The organism is Mycobacterium sp. (assembly GCF_052144515.1).
In the GTDB taxonomy this organism is placed as follows: Bacteria; Actinomycetota; Actinomycetes; order Mycobacteriales; family Mycobacteriaceae; genus Mycobacterium.
In genome coordinates this window covers 1-16,310 of record NZ_JBKQQD010000373.1, presented here as the reverse complement: position 1 = coordinate 16,310, position 16,310 = coordinate 1, and the positions used below count along the sequence as shown (strand labels likewise).

At 67.7% G+C, this 16,310-nt stretch carries 9 protein-coding genes and 1 pseudogene; 4 read left to right on the top strand and 6 right to left on the bottom strand.

Features of this window, described 5'->3' with window-relative positions; all coding sequences use genetic code 11:
* The first annotated feature begins 7 nt into the window (after nt 1-7).
* Nucleotides 8-910, top strand: coding sequence for a TauD/TfdA dioxygenase family protein (locus ACLP9N_RS24380; RefSeq protein ID WP_442409787.1), 903 nt, complete (start codon nt 8-10; stop codon nt 908-910).
* On the opposite strand, the gene ACLP9N_RS24375 is transcribed toward ACLP9N_RS24380, so the two are convergent.
* Nucleotides 907-2,652, bottom strand: a complete 1,746-nt coding sequence (locus ACLP9N_RS24375) for a GMC oxidoreductase (protein WP_442409786.1) — start codon at nt 2,650-2,652, stop codon at nt 907-909. The two genes, ACLP9N_RS24380 and ACLP9N_RS24375, sit on opposite strands and share 4 nt — an antisense overlap.
* 354 nt (nt 2,653-3,006) lie before the next feature.
* Between ACLP9N_RS24375 and pks2 the strand changes: the two genes are divergently transcribed.
* Nucleotides 3,007-9,300: a sulfolipid-1 biosynthesis phthioceranic/hydroxyphthioceranic acid synthase gene (gene pks2 / locus ACLP9N_RS24370; RefSeq protein WP_442409837.1), complete on the top strand. Its 6,294-nt coding sequence runs from the start codon at nt 3,007-3,009 to the stop codon at nt 9,298-9,300.
* A 4-nt stretch (nt 9,301-9,304) separates the two neighbouring features.
* On the top strand, nt 9,305-11,056 hold the full coding sequence (locus ACLP9N_RS24365) for an AMP-binding protein (protein WP_442409785.1): 1,752 nt from the start codon (nt 9,305-9,307) through the stop codon (nt 11,054-11,056).
* 2 nt (nt 11,057-11,058) lie between these two features.
* Here the strand turns inward: ACLP9N_RS24365 and ACLP9N_RS24360 are convergent, their stop codons facing one another.
* Both ACLP9N_RS24360 and guaB read right to left on the bottom strand, forming a co-directional pair.
* Nucleotides 11,059-12,186, bottom strand: coding sequence for a GuaB3 family IMP dehydrogenase-related protein (locus tag ACLP9N_RS24360; protein ID WP_442409836.1), 1,128 nt, complete (start codon nt 12,184-12,186; stop codon nt 11,059-11,061).
* A gap of 14 nt (nt 12,187-12,200) precedes the next feature.
* Nucleotides 12,201-13,799, bottom strand: a complete 1,599-nt coding sequence (gene guaB / locus ACLP9N_RS24355) for an IMP dehydrogenase (RefSeq protein WP_442409784.1) — start codon at nt 13,797-13,799, stop codon at nt 12,201-12,203.
* Between the two features lie 130 nt (nt 13,800-13,929).
* Here guaB and ACLP9N_RS24350 point away from each other — a divergent pair, with 130 nt between their 5' ends.
* A complete protein-coding gene (locus tag ACLP9N_RS24350; protein ID WP_442409783.1) occupies nt 13,930-14,343 on the top strand; it encodes a DUF5319 domain-containing protein in 414 nt (137 codons plus the stop codon).
* A gap of 9 nt (nt 14,344-14,352) precedes the next feature.
* Here the strand turns inward: ACLP9N_RS24350 and ACLP9N_RS24345 are convergent, their stop codons facing one another.
* From ACLP9N_RS24345 to ACLP9N_RS24335, 3 genes and pseudogenes are all read right to left on the bottom strand, one after another.
* The gene (locus ACLP9N_RS24345) at nt 14,353-15,168 is read right to left on the bottom strand and encodes an anti-sigma-D factor RsdA (RefSeq protein ID WP_442409782.1); all 816 of its coding nucleotides are present in this window, start codon (nt 15,166-15,168) and stop codon (nt 14,353-14,355) included.
* Nucleotides 15,161-15,736: an ECF RNA polymerase sigma factor SigD gene (sigD, locus tag ACLP9N_RS24340; RefSeq protein ID WP_442409781.1), complete on the bottom strand. Its 576-nt coding sequence runs from the start codon at nt 15,734-15,736 to the stop codon at nt 15,161-15,163. The genes ACLP9N_RS24345 and sigD overlap by 8 nt, the downstream gene beginning before the upstream one ends.
* A gap of 80 nt (nt 15,737-15,816) precedes the next feature.
* A pseudogene (locus tag ACLP9N_RS24335) lies at nt 15,817-16,310 on the bottom strand (hypothetical protein); the annotation flags it as partial.

Sequence of the window (16,310 nt, the reverse complement as noted above, 5' to 3'; positions counted from 1 at the left end):
AACAGACATGACAGACCAGGTAACCATCACCAAGCTGGGCAGCCACATCGGTGCCCGGCTCGACGGGGTACAACTGCGCGGCGACCTCGACCCGGCGACGGTCGACGAGATCCGCCAGGCGCTGTTGATGCACAAGGTGATTTTCTTCCGCGACCAGCACCACATCGATGACCAGCAGCAGCTCGCGTTCGCCGGCCTGCTGGGCACGCCGATCGGCCACCCGGCCGCCGCTGTGCTGGCCGCGAAGAACGCGCCGGTCATCACCCCCATCAACTCCGAATACGGCAAGGCCAACCGCTGGCACACCGACGTCACCTTCGCCGCGAACTACCCGGCGGCCTCGATCCTGCGTGCGGTCACCCTGCCCAGCTATGGCGGGTCGACGCTGTGGGCCTCTACCGCGGCCGCCTACGAGCAACTGCCCGAACCGCTCAAGTGCCTCGTCGAAAACCTGTGGGCGGTGCACAGCAACCGCTACGACTACGTGACCGAAGAAGCGGCCCTGTCGATGACCGACGCGCAGCGGGCCTTCCGGCAGGCCTTCGAGAAAGCGGACTACCGGACCGAACATCCCGTGGTGCGCGTGCACCCGGAGACCGGTGAGAGCACGCTGCTGGCGGGCGATTTCGTGCGCAACTTCGTGGGCCTGGACAGCCACGAGTCCGACGTGCTGTTCGAATTGCTACAACGGCGAATCACCCTGCCCGAGAACACGATTCGCTGGAACTGGGAGCAAGGTGACGTTGCCATCTGGGACAACCGGGCGACGCAGCACCGGGCGATCGACGACTACGACGGCCAGCATCGGCTCATGCACCGGGTCACCTTGATGGGTGATGTGCCGGTCAATGTGCACGGGGAGCGCAGCCGGGTGATCAGCGGCGCACCACTGACGGTGCTCGCGAGCTAACTGGCGTCAGCCGCCGAGCTGACCGGGTCGATCGGCAGCCAGCGCAGCGTGCCCGGTGCGCCGAGGGGTACCACCGGGTGCGCGGGCGCGATCGGCGCCAGCCGACGATACTCATCACCCTGCAGCGGGCGCAGGTCATTTTCGCCCTTGTTCGGCCACAGCGAGGCGGCCCGCTCGGCTTGGGCGGTGATCGACAGGGACGGGTTGACGCCCAGGTTCGCCGAGATCGCGGCACCGTCCACCACGAACATTGTCGGGTAGCCGTAGACGCGGTGATACGGGTCGATGACGCCGTGCTCGGGGCTGTCGCCGATCACCGCACCGCCGAGAAAGTGCGCGGTCAGCGGGATGTTGAACAGCTCACCCCAGGTGCCGCCGGCCACCCCGTCGATCTTGGCGGCGATGCGGCGGGTGACCGCGTTGCCGACCGGGATCCAGGACGGGTTCGGCTCGCCGTGCCCCTGTTTGCTGGTGTACCAGCGGATACCCAGCTTCCCGCGCTTGGTGAACGTGGTGATCGAGTTGTCCAGGTGCTGCATCACCAGCGCGATCAGCGTGCGCTCGCTCCACTGGTGGACATTGATCATCCGCAGCATGCCGTGCGGATCCTCGCGAGCGGTGCGAATGAACTGCCGCCAGCGCGGCACGTCGCTGCCCTCGGGTCCTCGCCCGTCGGTCATCAGCGTCTGCAGCATCCCCATCGCGTTGGAGCCCTTGCCGTAGCGGACGGGTTCGATATGAGTGTCCGAGGTCGGGTGAATCGACGACGTGATCGCCACCCCATGGGTCAAGTCCATGTCGGGTGAGACCTTCAACCGCCCGGCACCGACGATCGACTCGGAGTTGGTCCGCGTCAGCACGCCCAGCTCTTCCGACAGCCCGGGCAGTTTTCCTTTGTCGCGCATCCTGAACAGCAGATGCTGAGTTCCCCAGGTACCGGCGGCCAGCACCACGTGCGTGGCGGTGAACGTGCGCCTGTCCCTGCGTAGCCAGCTGCCGGTGCGAACGGTACGCACCTCCCACAAACCGTCGGACCGCTGCTTCAAGCCTTTCACCGTCGTCATCGGAATCACTTGTGCTCCTGCTGATTCCGCGAGACCGAGATAGTTCTTCAGCAGGGTGTTCTTGGCGCCGTAGCGACAGCCCGTCATACAACAACCGCATTCCAGGCAGCCGGTGCGCGCCGGCCCGGCGCCACCGAAATACGGGTCGGGCACGGTCTTGCCCGGTGTCTTGGTGCCGTCGGGACCGAAGAACACGCCGACCGGGGCGGGCACCCACGTGTCGCCGAACCCCATCTCATCGGCGACCTCCTTGACGATACGGTCGGCGTCGGTGAAGGTCGGGTTCTTCACCACGCCCAGCATCCGCCGCGCCTGCTCGTAGTGCGGCATCAGCTCGGCATGCCAGTCGGTGATGTGCGACCACTGCTGGTCGGCGAAGAACGGCGCCGGTGGCACATACAGCGTGTTGGCATAGTTCAGCGAACCGCCGCCCACCCCGGCGCCGGCCAGGATCATCACGTTGCGCAGCGGGTGGATCCGCTGAATTCCGTAGCAACCCAGCCTCGGCGCCCACAGGAACTTGCGCAGATCCCAGGACGTCTTGGCGAAATCCTCGTCCGAGAAGCGCCGGCCCGCCTCCAATACGCCTACGCGGTAGCCCTTTTCGGTCAGCCGCAAAGCGCTGACGCTGCCTCCGAAACCCGAACCGATGATCAGGACGTCGTAATCCGGCTTCATCGCTGCAGTATGACCTTCCTCACAGGTCGTAAACCATTTAGCCAACCCTAACTCCAGCTATGCCTCTCTGGTGCCGGCGAAGCCCGAGTTGAACCGGCACGAGGTGGTGCGGCGGCTATCCCCGGCAAACTTTGGTACGTCCGCACGATTTTCTGACATGCGTGCAGTTGACGGGTTACGCTGCTGAGGACTTCAGCATTGAAGTTTTGGCTTCGATGCCGGGGGGCAGTGGGTCGACCTGCGAAGTTGCGGCGTTCCCATCCCGGGTTGAAATCCGACTTGAAATCCGGCCTATCCCCTTGAAGCACAGTTTAGGAGAGGTGAGCTGCCGTCGATAGGAAACCTGTTACCCCTATTGCTGTCATCGGCATGGCGTGTCGGCTCCCTCATGGCATCGATTCGCCAGAGGCGCTGTGGGAAGCATTGCTGCGGGGCGAGGACCTGATCAGCGAAATTCCCGCCGAGCGGTGGGACGCCGACAGCTACTACGACCCCGAGCCCGGCGTGCCCGACCGGTCGGTGTCGCGGTGGGGTGGTTTCCTCGACGACGTGGCGGGCTTCGATCCCGAATTCTTCGGGATCGGCGAGCGGGAGGCGGCCGCGCTGGATCCGCAGCACCGTTTGCTGCTGGAAGTGTCGTGGGAGGCGTTGGAGCACGCGGGTCTGGCGCCCAAGTCGGTGGCCGGCTCACAGGGGGGCGTGTTCGTCGGGCTGTCCCAGTCCGACTACGCATTCCTCGCCGCCGACGCAGGCGCGCTCGGCCAGATGTACGGCTTCAGCGGCTCGGCCGCCAGCCTGGCTTCCGGACGGATCGCCCACACGCTCGGACTGCGCGGCCCGGCGCTGACCGTGGACACGGCGGGCTCGTCGAGCTTGCTCGCGGTCCACTTGGCTTGCCGCAGTCTGCACGACGGCGAAAGCGACCTCGCCCTGGCCGGCGGCTGCATGGTGATGCTGGAACCGCGCACACTCACCTCGATGTCGGGCCAGGGCATGCTTTCGCCGACGGGACGCTGCAGGACGTTCGATGTCGGCGCCGACGGGTACGTGCGTGCCGAGGGTTGCGCCATGGTGTTGCTCAAGCGACTGCCGGACGCGCTGCACGATGGTGACCGCATCCTTGCCGTGTTGCGCGGCACCGCCGCCAATCAGGACGGAAGCAGCGAGAGCTTTGCGACTCCATCGCAAGACGCCGCGGACGCCCAGGTCGCGGTGTACCGGGCGGCCTTGGCCGCGGCGGGGGTGGACGCCGACACGGTAGGCCTGGTGGAGGCGGACGGCGCCGGCACCCCGGGCGGTGATTCGATCGAGTTCGCGAGCCTGGCACAGGTATACGGCGCCGACGGCAACGAGTGTGTGCTCGGATCGGTCAAGAGCAATGCCGGCCATACCGATTCCGCGGCGGGCGCGGTTGCCCTGACCAAGGCGATCCTTTCGCTGCGGCATGGTGCGGTACCGCCGATGCTGCACTTCACCCGGCTGCCCGATGACCTCGCCCGAATCGAAACCGGACTCGTTGTGCCGGAGCGGACAGCACCCTGGCCCGCGACTGACACGAAGCCCCGGCGAGCAGCCGTGTCGTCGTACGGGTTGTCGGGAACGAACGTGCACGCGATTCTCGAACAAGCGCCCGACACGGACGACCCGGAAGACTTAGCAACCGAAGCCGCCACACAGGGTCCGCTGCTGTTCGCGCTGTCGTCCACCTCCGCCGACGGGCTGCGCGAGACGTCGCGCCGGCTTGGCGATTGGCTAGAGAACCGTGCGGATTCCGTGGCGCTGTCCGACCTGGCGTACACCCTGGCGCGGCGACGTGGGTACCGGCCGGTGCGCACCGCGCTGGTCGCCGGCGATCTCCCCGAGCTGACCAGCGCGCTGCGCAAGGTCGCCGACGGCTCATATCAATCTGCTGCGTATCACGCCGCGGTGGGCCAAGACGACCGCGGCCCGGTTTGGGTGTTCTCCGGGGCAGGTTCGCAGTGGTCCGGGGTGGGCGCCGACCTGCTGGCCAACGAACCGGTGTTCGCCGCAACCGTCGCGCAAGCCGAGCCGCTGATCGCCGCGGAATCCGGATTCTCGGTTAGCGAGGCGATCACGGGGGCCCTTACCGAGCCGCAGGCCGTGACCGGGATCGACCGGGCGGAGCCGACCTTGTTCACCATGCAGGTCGCGCTGGCCGCCACCATGGAGAAGTCGTACGGGGTGCGCCCAGCCGCGGTCCTCGGCCATTCGGCGGGCGAGGTGGCGGCAGCCGTCGTCGCAGGAGCGTTGTCATTGGAAGACGGGTTGCGCGTCATCTGCCGCCGTTCGGCGCTGATGTCGCGGATGGCCGGTGCCGGTGCGATGGCGTCGGTGGAACTGCCCGCCGACCAAGTGCTTTCGGAGCTGATGACTCGCGACGATGACGACGTCGTCATCGCCGTGGTGGCCGCCCCGCAGTCCACGGTGATCGCCGGGCCAACCGCGGCGGTGCGCGAGCTCGTCGCCGCATGGGAGCAGCGCGGTGTGGTGGCACGCGAGATGGCCGTCGAGGTCGCGGCCAACTCTCCACACGTCGACCCGATCCTCGACGAGCTATCCGAGGCCCTGGTCGACCTCAGCCCGACGGCACCGCGGATACCGTTTTATTCCACGACCCTGTTCGACCCGCGGGAGCGGCCGGTCTGCAATGCCGGTTATTGGGTGGACAACGTGCGTCACACCGTGCGGTTCGCCGCCGCCGCGCAGGCGGCGGTGGAAGACGGCCACCGAGTCTTCGCGGAACTCACCCCGCAACCGCAACTGATCGACGCCGTCGAGCAGACCGCGGCCACCATCGGCGTACAGGTCGGCGGTCTGGCAGGCATGCCGCCGCTCGGGCCGCGCGGCCTGTTGGCGGATCTGCACAGCGCGGGCGCCGCGGTGGACTTCTCGGTGCTGTATCCGGGTGGGCGCCTGGTGGATGCGCCGCTGCCGGCCTGGACGCATCCGACGCACCGCAGGCTGCTCATCGTCCGCGACGGACAGGACTCCCCCGCACAGGGCGGGTGCACCGTCCCTGCCCATCCGTTGTTGGGTGCGCATGTGCGGTTGCCCGAGGAGCCGGAGCGCCACGTGTGGCAGGCGCAGCTCGGCACCGCCGCGCAGCCCTGGCTCGCCGACTATCAAATCGACGAGGCCGCCGCACTTCCCGGCGCCGTCTACTGCGAGATGGCGTTGGCCGCGGCCCGCACCGTATTCGGCGAGGACTCCGAGGTCCGCGACGTCCACTTCGAGCCGATGCTGTCACTGGATGCCGAGACCCCGTCCAGCGCCGTCGCCTGGGTCGGCGCCCCCGGCGCCGTCACATTTACGGTCCAGACCGAGCAGCAGGGCGAACGAAAGCAGCGGGCCAGCGCCGAGCTGCATGCCGTCACCGATGACGACCAGCCACCTGCACTGGAGGTTGCCGCGCTGCTGGCGGCGCACCCGTGCCGCGTCGAGGGCGCCGACCTGCGGCAGCGCTTCGACGACCGCGGTGTGCGCCTCGGTCCTGCCTTCACCGGCCTGGCGGCCGCCCACATTGCCGGCGGGACCGTCGGCACTGTGCTGGCCGAGGTGGGTCCGCACGGTTCGATCCGGTCGCAGCAAGCCGCCTACGCGGTGCATCCCGCGCTGCTCGACGCGTGTTTCCAGTCCCTGACGGCGCATCCCGCCCTCGACGGCGTGGGCGGCGCTGACAAAGGCGGCCCGCTGTTGCCCATCGGTGTGCGTCGGCTGCGCGCCTACGGCCCTACCCGCAACGCCCGCTACTGCCACGGGCGGGTGACCCCCGCCGAGGCCCCCGGCGTCCCTGGTGTCCCCGGTGTCATAGCCGAGGCCGACCTCGACGTATTGGACGAGCAGGGGACGGTGCTGCTGGCGGTGCGTGGGTTGCAGCTTGGAACCACGGTGTCCGAGAACGAAAGCCGCGATCGCGTGCTCAACGAGCGGCTGCTGACCATCGAATGGCAACAGCGCGAGCTGGCGGAGGAAGACCACGTTTACGCCGGTGCCTGGCTGTTGATCAGCACCTCCGATGCCGCCCATCTGCTGGCAACGGGGTTGACCGATGCGTTGAAGCTGCACGGCGCGGAATGCACGACGATGTTCTGGCCGCAGCACGGCGACCACGGTGCGGCGGCAGAGGTGCTGCGCGGTCAGCTCGGTGAAGGTGGGTTCGCCGGCGTCGTTGTGGTCACCGGACCAAAGAACGGCAACCCCGATGAGGAGTGCGCCCTGCGCGGCGGTGAGTACGCCGCGCATGTGGTGCGCATCGCCCGCGAGCTCAGCGAGATCGCCGGCGAGTCACCCCGGCTGTACGTCGTGACCAGGGGCGCCCAGGCGGTGCTGGACGGCGACCCGATCAACCTCGAGCAGGGCGGCCTGCGCGGCCTGCTGCGGGTGATCGGCACCGAGCACCCGCATTTGTGGGCCACCCACATCGACATCGACGATCGGACCGGCGCCGAGCAGGTGGCGCGCCAACTGCTGGCCGGCTCCGACGAGGACGAGACGGCCTGGCGCAGCGATGAGTGGTACGCGGCGCGCTTGTCTCCCACCGCGCTGCGGCCCGACGAGGGGCGCACCACCGTGGTGGACCACACCCGCGACGGCATGCGCCTGCAGCTCCGTACACCCGGTGACCTGCAGACCATGGAGTTCGTCACGTTTGATCGGGTCGCGCCGGGTCCCGGACAGATCGAGGTCGCAGTCACCGCGTCCAGCATCAACTTCGCCGACGTGTTGGCCGCATTCGGCCAGTACCCCACCTTCGGGGGACAGCCGCCGCAGCCGGGCACCGATTTCGCTGGCGTGGTGACCGCGGTCGGACCGGATGTCACCGACCACAAAGTCGGTGACCGCGTCGGGGGCATGTCCCCCAACGGCTGCTGGGCGACGTTCGTCACCTGCGATGCGCGCCTGGCCGCCACCCTGCCCGAGGGTTTGACCGACGCCCAGGCCGCCGCAGTGACCACCGCGCACACCACCGCCTGGTACGGGCTCCATGACCTGGCCCGCATCAAGGCCGGCGACAAGGTGTTGATCCACTCCGCGACCGGCGGGGTCGGGCAGGCCGCAATCGGGATCGCTCGCGCCGCGGGAGCCGAAATCTTCGCCACAGCCGGTAGCGAGCAACGCCGAGAATTGTTGCGCGCCATGGGTATCGAGCATGTCTACGACTCACGCAGCATCGAGTTCGCCGAGCAGATCCGGCGCGACACCGACGAGTACGGCGTAGACATTGTGCTCAACTCCGCGACCGGCGCCGCGCAACAGGCCGGCCTGAGGATGCTCGCTTTCGGTGGGCGGTTCGTCGAGATCGGAAAGCGGGAAGTCTACGGCGACACCCGGCTGGGGCTCTTCCCGTTCCGGCGCAACCTCACGTTCTCTTATGTGGATCTGGCGTTGATGTCGGCCACCCAGCCCGGCCAGGTCCGGGAGGTGTTGAACACCGTGTACCGGTTGACCGCCGACGGCACGCTGCCAATGCCCCAGAGCACCCATTACCCGCTGGCCGAGGCGGCCACCGCGATTCGAAGGATGAGCGCGGCCGAACACACCGGCAAACTTGTGCTCGACATACCGCGCGCGGGGTTCAGCAGCGCGGTGGTGCCTCCGGAACAGGCTCAGATCTTCCGCGGCGACGGCTCCTACGTCATCACCGGCGGCCTGGGTGAGGTCGGGCTGTTGCTTGCCGAGAAGTTCGCCGTGGCCGGCTGCGGCCGGATCGTGCTCTGCTCGCGTGCGGCGCCTAGCAAGACGGCGCAGGAGACCATCGAGCTGATCCGGGCGATCGGGTGCGATGTCGTGGTGGAGCGCGGCGACATCGCCCAACCCGAGACCGCCGACCGGTTGGTGGCGGCGGCAACCGCCACCGGGCTTCCGCTGCGCGGTGTGCTGCACGCGGCCGGGATCGTCGAAAACGCCAGCCTGGCCAACATCACCGACGAGCTGCTGGCGCGCGACTGGGCTCCCAAGGTCTACGGCGCTTGGCACCTGCACCAGGCCACGATCGACCAGGCGCTGGACTGGTTCTGCTCGTTCTCCTCGACAGCGGGCCTGCTGGGCTTGCCGGGTCAGGGCGGCTACGCCGCGGCTAACAGCTGGCTGGACGCCTTTACCCACTGGCGGCGGGCCCAGGGCCTTCCGGCCACCTCGATCGCATGGGAAACGTCGGCCGAAAGCAACGGCGCTGCTATCACTGTCCAGGAGGCCGCCTACGCGTTCGAGGCGCTGCTGCGCCGCGACCGCGCCTACACCGGCTACACCACGATCATCGGATCCCCATGGTTGACGGCCCTCGCACAGCACAGCCCGTTCGCCGAACGGTTCCAACACAGCGGGCAAAGCGCAATGGGCTCAAGCAGATTCCGTGCCGAACTGATGGCGCTTCCCCCCGACGAGCGGTCCGCCCGGCTTCGGGAGCTGGTCTCAGAACGGGTCAGCCTGATTCTGCGTCGTAACGTCGATGCGGATCGTCCACTGCACGAGTACGGATTGGACTCGTTGGGCCACACCGAGCTGCGCACCCGCATCGAGGCCGAAACAGGGGTGAGTATTCGCCCAGGCGACATCATTACCGTCGCGGGTTTGGCGCAACACCTCGGCGAGGCGCTGGCGAGCCAAGAGGTCCAGACGGGAGGGTAAAACTATGTCGGTGACCGAATCTTCCATTTTGACGGTGCTGCGCGAGCGCGCCAGTCTGAAGCCCAATAACACGGCCTTCACATTCCTTGACTACCAGCAGGACTGGCTCGGCGTTGCCGAAAGCCTCACATGGTCGCAGCTGTATCGGCGAGTGTCGAACGTCGCCGGGGAGTTAAGCGTGTGCGGTTCGGTCGGTGATCGCGCGGTGATATTGGCGCCGCAGGGCCTTGACTACATCGCGGCTTTCCTCGGCGCTTTGCAGGCCGGACTTATCGCGGTTCCGCTGTCGGTTCCGACCGGTGGCGTCGCCGATGACCGTGTCAGTTCGGTGCTGCATGATGCGTCGCCGTCGGTCATCCTCACGACATCCTCGGTCGTTGACGAGGTGAGCGAGTTTGCGAAGCCGCAGTCCGGCGAATCCGCTTCATCGATCGTCGAAGTCGATTTGCTCGACACGAACGCTCGGAACGGATCCAGCGCCGGAGGCGATCGTCCGAGCGTCGCGTATTTGCAGTACACGTCCGGGTCGACCCGTCAGCCGGCCGGGGTCATGATTTCCCACAAAAACCTGCGGGTCAATATCAAGCAGATTATGTCCGACTACTTTGTGGAATACGGAAAGGTCGCTCCGCCGGACATGACTGTTGTGTCGTGGCTGCCGTTCTTTCACGACATGGGTCTGATCGTGGGGATATGCATACCGATACTGGCCGGACTGCACGGCGTGCTCACCAGTCCGGCGTCGTTCTTACAGCGGCCGGCGCGCTGGATGCAATTGCTGGCAAGCAACCCTAAAGCGTGGTCGGCGGCACCGAACTTCGCTTTCGACTTGGCGGCACGAAAAACAACGGACGGCGACATGGCCGGGCTGGACCTCGGCGACGTGCTGCACATCCTCAACGGCAGCGAGCGGGTACAGCCCGCCACCCACAAGCGCTTCAATGAGCGCTTCGCCCGTTTCAACCTGCCCCCCGAGGTGGTACGGCCCTCGTACGGGCTGGCGGAGGCGACGGTGTACGCGGCGACTCCCAGACCGGGAGAGCCGGCAAAACTCGTCCACTTCGAATCCGAGAACCTGTCCGCCGGCCACGCGAAGCGGTGCGCAAGCGCAGACGGCACGCCGTTGTTCAGCTACGGCACGTCGGAATCACCGCTGGTGCGCATCGTCGATCGCGACACCGGGATCGAGTGTCCGGCCGAAACGGTCGGGGAGATCTGGGTGCACGGCGCCAACGTGGCGATGGGCTACTGGCAGAACCAGCAACTGACCGAGCGCACGTTCGGCGGCAAGCTCGTCGCCGCGCCGGCCGATACCCCCGAAGAGCCATGGCTGCGGACCGGAGATTTGGGCTTCTTCTGCGACGGCGAGCTGTTCATCGTCGGCCGCGACAAGGATCTCTTGGTCGTCTATGGGCGCAACCACTATCCCGATGACATCGAGGCGACGATCCAAGAGATCACCCGGGGCCGGTCGGCGGCGATAGCGGTCCCGGACGGTCGCACGGAGAAGCTTGTCGCCATCGTCGAACTCAAGAAGCGGGGCGATTCCCCCGAAGAGGTGATGGACAAACTCGGCACCGTCAAGCGTGAAGTGACCTCGGCCATATCGCGATCGCACGGCCTGCGCGTCGCGGACCTCGTCCTGGTGGCCCCGGGCTCGCTGCCCATCACCACGAGCGGCAAGGTCAGGCGGGCGGCCTGCGTCGAACAGTACCGAAACCGTCAGTTCACCCGCCTGGACTCGACGGGCGCCTGAATTCAGGAGCCGACGGCCAGGCCGACCTTCTGGAATTCCTTGAGATCGCAATAACCGGCCTTGGCCATCGATCGGCGCAGACCCCCGACCAGATTGAGGCTGCCGAACGGGTCGTCGGACGGCCCGTTGAGCACCCGCTCCAGCGGCGGCCGCTCGCCGACTGCGATCTGCAGCAACGCCCCACGCGGCAACGACGGGTGCGCCGCGGCGACCGGCCAGAACCACCCCTCGCCGAGCGCCTCGGCGGCCTCGGCCAACGGCGTGCCCAACAGCACCGCGTCCGCACCGCAGGCGATGGCCTTGGCCAGCTCGCCTGAGGTGTGGATGTCGCCGTCGGCCAGCACGTGCACGTAACGCCCGCCCGTCTCGTCAAGGTATTCGCGCCGCGCGGCGGCGGCGTCGGCGATCGCGGTGGCCATTGCCACGCTGATGCCCAGCACCTCGTCGCTGGTGGTCACCCCTTCGGTGGAGCCGTAGCCGACGATGACGCCGGCGGCCCCGGTGCGCATCAGATGCAGCGCAGTGCGATGGTCGAGCACCCCGCCGGCGACCACGGGAACGTCGAGCTCGGAGATGAAGGTCTTCAGGTTGAGCGGTTCACCGTTGCTGGCCACGCGCTCGGCGGAAACGATCGTGCCGTGGATGACCAGCAGGTCGATGCCGGCCTGCAGCAGCACCGGTGTCAGCGCCTGGGCGTTTTGCGGGCTAACCCGCACCGCGGTGATCACTCCGGCCTCGCGGATGCGCGCGACCGCGGCGCCAAGCAGGTCCGGGTTCAGCGGCGCCGCATGCAGCTCCTGCAGCAGCCGTATCGCCGCCGACGGTTCGGGCTCCTTTTCGGCGGCCTCGACGAGCTGTGCGATCTTGGCCTTGACGTCGGCGTGCCGGCCGATCAGGCCCTCGCCGTTGAGCACGCCCAGTCCGCCGAGCCGGCCGAGCTCGATGGCGAACTCCGGCGACACCAGGGCATCGGTCGGGTGCGCCAGCACGGGGATCTCGAACCGGTAGGCGTCCAGCTGCCACGCCGTCGAGACGTCCTTCGAGGAACGGGTGCGACGTGACGGCACGATGCTGATATCGCTGAGTTCGTAGGTGCGACGGGCGGCGCGGCCCATCCCGATCTCGACCATGGTCAGTTCGCTGTTCACCGCGCGTAGTAGTTGGGCGCTTCGACGGTCATGGCGACGTCGTGCGGGTGGCTCTCTTTGAGTCCGGCCGGCGTGATCCGGACGAACTGCGCCTGCTGCAGCACCTCGATCGTGGGCGAGCCGGTGTAGCCCATCGCGGCGCGCAGGCCCCCGGTCAGCTGGTGAATCACCGACGACAGCGGACCGCGGAACGGCACCCGGCCCTCGATCCCCTCGGGTACCAGCTTGTCCTCCGACAGCGCATCGTCGGCGAAGTAGCGGTCTTTGGAATACGACTTGCCTCCGCCCCGGCCTTGCATGGCGCCCAGCGACCCCATGCCGCGATAGCTCTTGAATTGCTTGCCGTTGACGAAGATCAGCTCACCCGGTGCTTCGGCGGTGCCGGCCAGCAACGAGCCCAGCATGGCCGTCGACGCGCCCGCGGCCAATGCCTTGGCGATATCGCCGGAGTACTGCAGCCCCCCGTCCGCGATCACCGGCACGCCCGCCGGTCCGCACGCCGCGACGGCCTCCAGAATCGCCGTGATTTGTGGTGCGCCGACACCGGCCACCACGCGGGTCGTGCAGATCGAGCCCGGCCCCACCCCGACCTTCACCGCGTCGGCGCCGGCCTCGACCAGGGCCGCGGCCGCCGAGCGGGTGGCGACGTTGCCACCGATCACCTCGACCCGGTCGCCGACCTCGGCCTTGAGTTTGCCGACCATGTCGAGCACCAGCCGGTTGTGCGCGTGCGCGGTGTCCACGATCAGCACGTCCGCCCCGGCGTCGACCAGCATCATCGCGCGGACCCAGGCGTCGCCTCCCACGCCGACGGCGGCGCCCACCAGCAGCCGGCCGTCGCTGTCCTTGGTGGCCAGCGGGTGTTGTTCGGTCTTGACGAAGTCCTTGACGGTGATCAGCCCGGTCAGCCGGCCGTGGCCGTCGACGATGGGCAGCTTTTCAATCTTGTTGCGGCGCAACAGGCCCAGCGCCGCATCGGCGCTGACACCCTCCTGAGCGGTGATGAGCGGGGCCTTGGTCATCACCTCGGCCACGGGCTTGCTCTGGTCGACCTCGAAGCGCATGTCGCGGTTGGTGATGATGCCGACCAGTGCGCCGGAGTCGTCGACCACCGGCAGCCCGGATATCCGGAACTTCGCGCACAGCGCGTCGACCTGGGCCAAGGTGTTGTCCGGGCGGCAGGTGACCGGATCGGTGACCATGCCGGCCTCGGACCGCTTGACCATCTCGACCTGGGCGGCCTGCTCTGCGACGGGCAGGTTGCGGTGCAGCACACCCATGCCGCCGGCCCGGGCCATCGCGATGGCCATTCGCGACTCGGTGACGGTGTCCATCGCGGAGCTGACCAGCGGCACCTTGAGCCGGATCTTCTTGGTGAGCTGGCTGGACGTGTCCGCTGTGGCGGGCACCACGTCGGACGCCGCGGGCAGCAGCAGGACGTCGTCGAAGGTCAGCCCCAGCATCGCGATCTTGTTCGGGTTGTCGCCCCCGGTGGGAACCGCGTCGCTCGCCAGGCCACCAAGATGGGTATCGCGCAGATAGGGACTGGCGACCAGGTCGGAGCTGTCTTCTAGGCGGGACATGCCACGGGACATCGGTGAGGCCCTCCATACGCATGGTTGGAGTGAGAAACCCATCCTATCGGCTCGCGGATCACCCGGACCCGCTTGTCCGGGCGTGCCGCCCTGCTGGCGTTATGACGGCCCCCCTGCGTAGTCTAGAGACGTGCGCGACTACCTTCCGCCGGGTTTGCCGCCCGATCCGTTTGCCGACGACCCCTGTGACCCGTCGGCGGCGCTGGACGCCGTCGAGCCGGGTCAACCCCTCGATCAGCAAGAGCGTGTGGCGGTAGAGGCCGACCTGGCCGATCTGGCCGTGTATGAGGCCCTGTTGGCGCACAAGGGAATTCGCGGGCTGGTGGTGTGTTGCGACGAGTGTCAGCAGGACCACTACCACGACTGGGACATGTTGCGCGCGAACCTGCTGCAACTGCTGATCGACGGCACGGTCCGTCCGCACGAGCCCGCCTACGATCCCGAACCAGACGCGTACGTCACCTGGGATTACTGCCGGGGGTACGCCGACGCCTCGCTCAATGAGGCGACGTCAGACGCCGACGGGTTTCACCACCGTCACTGACCCATCCGTCTAGGGTCCAGCGCTTGGCGCCACCGAAGGGTCGGTGTTCTGGCCGTGATGCCGGCGCCGGCCCGAGGGCGCAGGCGAAGACGAGCTCGGAGTGGTTGAGCTGGCCACCGTCGGAGGTGCGCTGGTCGTATTCGGAGTGGTCACAGGCGAACTAGCCGCGGAAGCCTTCGGCTTCGTCGCGGGACCCGGGAGATTCCCCGACGGCGGCGAGCCGGGCGGCAGCGTCGCGTTGGGGTTTCGCGACTCCACCCTGGTGTTCAGCAGGTTCACCTCGTCCATCAGGTTTTGCCGGCTGTTCCCGTCGTTCATGGCCTGCACGGTGCTGCTGACCTCGGCTAGCTGATTCTGGGCCTGAGCCCATTGGCCCTGGTCGATCATTTGCTGAACCTTGGCCAGATCGGCCTTGGCGGACAACGTGATCGTATCGTCGTTGACCCGCGGCGCGTCGAAGAACATGACGTGCAGCCCGTACAGCGGGTCTCCGCGATGGGCGTCAGCGACGAAGGCGCCGAACCCACTCAGCACCAACAGCGTCGCGGCAACCGATCCGATTGCCGCCAGGCCTCGGTGGGCGCGCCGGCGCTCGGCTAATCCCGTGCGCAGCGCCTCGACGGCCTCTTCGGCCGAAACCAGGGCGCTGGCCGGTGGCCACCTCAAGTCGTCGCGCCAGTCCCCCATCAGCACGGCCAGCGCGTCAACCTGGGGATCATCCAGGTCGATCCGCTCGCGCTCGGCGAGGGCGTCTAACAGCAGGTCGCTGCGGGCTATATCGTCCAGCGCCGGCTGATCGCCGAAGACATATCCAGAATTAGGCATAATCACCTGCCGCTACGATTTCGTCCTTGAGTCGCTGAAGTGCGCGGTGCTGGGCCACCCGCACCGCGCCCGTGGTGCTGCCGACGGTGGCGGCGGTCTCCTCGGCGGACAGGCCGACGACAACGCGCAAGATGAGGATCTCGCGTTGCTTGGCGGGCAGGATCTCGAGCAGTTCGTTCATCCAGGTGACCGAGTCGGCCTCGATCGCCAACTGCTCCGGACCGGCATCGGCCGATCGGCGTTCGGGAACCGACTCGGCGGGGTAGGCGCGATCACGGCCGGCGGCGCGATGGGCGTCGGCTACCTTGTGGGCCGCGATGCCGTACAGGAAGGCCAGAAATGGTCGTCCGCGGTCCCGATAGCGCGGCAGCGCGGTTATGGCCGCCAAGCAAACCTCCTGTGCCACATCGTCAGCCGACAGGCCGCTCCGCTCGCTGGTGCCGACCCGCGCGCGGCAATATCGCACGACGATCGGGCGGATGGTCTCCAGCACTTCCCGAAGCGCATTCCGATCCCCTGCCACCGCCTCTGCAACCACAGCGTCGAGACGTTCCCCTTGCATTGTCATCGACGACGGTCTCTCCAACGTAACGGTCAGGAAACATCCCGGGCTAACACACAGCTAGACAATAACGGGCGCAACGCATTTCACGCGGTATGCCAGGTTCCACCGGCGCGCCGCACCTGGCCTGCACAAATAACCCGAATTTCGGTCAGTTCGCGCAATTCTTGTACCGAAACCGTGACGCTTGCGATATCGATCAGCAAGCAAGCCAGCGCCCAGCGAAGCGGTGTCAGTCCGAATCGGCCGGTGGCCTCTAGCGCCGTCTGTGCGACGGCGCGCGCCCGCTCGGTGACACCGGCGCTGCACAGGGCGGCGGCCAGGACCACGTCGCTTTTGACCTGGTGTCGCACCGACGCAATCGCCATCGCCCGCGCCCGCTCGACCCCTTCCTCGGCATGGCGGACCGCGGTGGCCCCGTCGCCGGTGGCCATCGCCAGCTCCGCGCCCACCCATCGCCGCCGTACCGCCAGCCGCTCCGCCGCGGTGTCGGCCCACGCGGCGGGCGCCACCCCCGCGTCCGCGCGCGTCAGCAACGCGGCCGCGGCGGCGAAGCGGCCGACGCCCAGCGCGTCGGCCG